This is a genomic window from Mesorhizobium sp. M7A.F.Ca.CA.002.15.2.1, assembly GCF_003998715.1.
GTDB lineage: Bacteria > Pseudomonadota > Alphaproteobacteria > Rhizobiales > Rhizobiaceae > Mesorhizobium > Mesorhizobium ciceri.
On record NZ_RZPI01000859.1, the window covers coordinates 1 to 2,056 of the forward strand.

General features: G+C 65.6%; 2 protein-coding genes. One reads left to right on the forward strand and one right to left on the reverse strand.

Annotated elements, in window-relative coordinates:
• On the reverse strand, positions 1–1,575 hold a 1,575-nt coding region (locus tag ENZ74_RS30330; protein ID WP_127313235.1), incomplete at its 3' end, for an amidase.
• A gap of 143 nt (positions 1,576–1,718) precedes the next feature.
• Here ENZ74_RS30330 and ENZ74_RS30335 point away from each other — a divergent pair.
• Positions 1,719–1,994 carry a hypothetical protein gene (locus ENZ74_RS30335; RefSeq protein ID WP_024503933.1) on the forward strand — a complete coding sequence of 92 codons (276 nt, stop codon included), beginning with the start codon at positions 1,719–1,721 and terminating at the stop codon, positions 1,992–1,994.
• Positions 1,995–2,056: the final 62 nt, after the last annotated feature.

The following is a 2,056-nucleotide window of genomic DNA, read 5'->3' on the forward strand; positions in this document are numbered from 1 at the left end:
GGCCTTGCCGGCGAAGGTCAGGCCGACCGGCATGCCGATATCGGCCATGGTTCCCATCGGCACGGTGACGGTCGGGATGCCAAAATGGCGCCAGACCAGATTGCCGTTGGCGACCCAGGTGCCATTGCGCCAGGCAAGGACGGCGGACGCCTCGTCGATGTCTGCATCGGCCGGTCCGACATCGGCGGCGGCGGGCAGCACCACGGCGTCGATGTCTTGGCCGTCCAGCCAGACCTCGAAATCGATCCGCCTTGTTGCTTCGAGGCCCTTCAGTCCGTCTTCCAGCGTTGGAATGTCTGCGAACGGCGTGACGCCGGACCGCGCCCGTTCCACATATTCTCTCAGATCGAAGCCGCCCTCATAGCGGTCGGGCAGCGTGCCGGGCGGCTGCGGGAAGATCTTTGGGCCGTCGACGGAGACGAGATCGGGCACGGCCGGGTCGGCATTGGCGCGCAAAAAGTCGTCCCAGCCCCAGATGCTGAGATCCCAGAGTTCGCGCTCGGCGAAGTCCTGCGGCACCAGCCCGCGCTCGACCATGGTGCGCGCCCCGGGGCGGTCGCGCTCGTAGTTGGAGACGACGGGGAAATCGACCTCGATCACCTCGGCGCCAAGCCGCTTGAGATCGGCCGCTGCCTGCTCCCACAGGGCAAGCACCGAGGCGCGGGTTTCGATCGGCGCATCGGCCTCGCTGTCGCGGCCGATATACATTCTGGGCACGCCCAGGCGCTTGCCTTTCAACGACCCCGCCAGTGCGAGATCGGTATAACGGGGCGGCCGCACATCGGAGCTTTTCGGCAGCTTGACCCAAGGCTGCGCGCGCCAGAAATCGCCTCGCGCCTCGGGATCGTCGGCGACGATCACATCGAGCAGTTCGAGCATGTCGGCCACGCTGCGCGTATGCGGCACGACGACATCCATGGTCGGCACCAGGGGCCAGTTGCCGCGCACAGAAATGACGCCGCGCGACGGCGTGTAGGCGACCAGCGCATTGTTGGTGGCCGGCGCGCGGCCGGACGACCAGGTTTCCTCGCCAAGCCCGAAGGCGCAGAAGCTGGCCGCTGTCGCCGTGCCGGAGCCATTGGACGAACCCGATGCGAAGGCGGCGGTGAGATAATCGCCATTGTACGGACTTTCGGCGCGGCCATAGACGCCGCGCTGCATGCCGCCATTGGCCATTGGCGGCATGTTGGTCAGCCCGATCAGCACCGCACCGCCGGCGCGCAGCCGGGCTATGGTGAAGGCATCCTCATTGGCAATGAGATGCTCGAAGGCCGGCGAGCCGGCGGCCACCGTCAGGCCTGCAACCTTGTAGCTGTCCTTGGCGGTGTAGGGGATGCCGTCGAGCGGTCCGAGCACGGCGCCGTTGCGGCGCCGCTGGTCGGAGGCCGCCGCCTGCTCAAACATGTCAGGGTTGAGCACTGGGACGGCATTGAGGCTGATGCCGTGCCGGTCGAAATGCGCGATGCGCCTGAGATACGCCCCGACCAGTTCGACGCTGGTGACGGTGCCGTGATCGAGCGCGCGGCGCAGTTGGTCGATCGTCGCTTCGACGAGGTGAAGGCTGGCGTCGGTCATCACGGATCCCACATTTCCACGCACCATGGATGAGCGAGGCCGCAGGCTTCGGCAAGAGCCTATCGCGGTCTTCTCGGAACTTTTGTCCGGCTGGCGGTTTTGGATGTATGGTGCGATTCCGGAATGGCCAGAAGGGTGTGCCGATGACCACGAAATGCGTTGCGATCCTAGCTCTCGCGGTTGCTACGGGCGCGAGTCTTTGCGCCCCGGCCTTGGCTGGCGACCGGCATTACGACCGCCGGGTCCACTCCGAACGCTACGTTCCCGCCGAAGGCGATCTCATCGATATCCTGTTCGGCGGCCCGCACTACTACGATCAGCAGTTGGTGACGACGGCGGCTGGCGCGTGCTCCTACCATCGCGTTGGACCCGACGCGAATGCATTGAACAAGATCAACGATCATCACTGCGGGAAATAAGGCAGTAGGGCAGTAGGGCAGTAGGGCAGTAGGGCAGTAGGGCAGTAGGGCAGTAGGGCAGT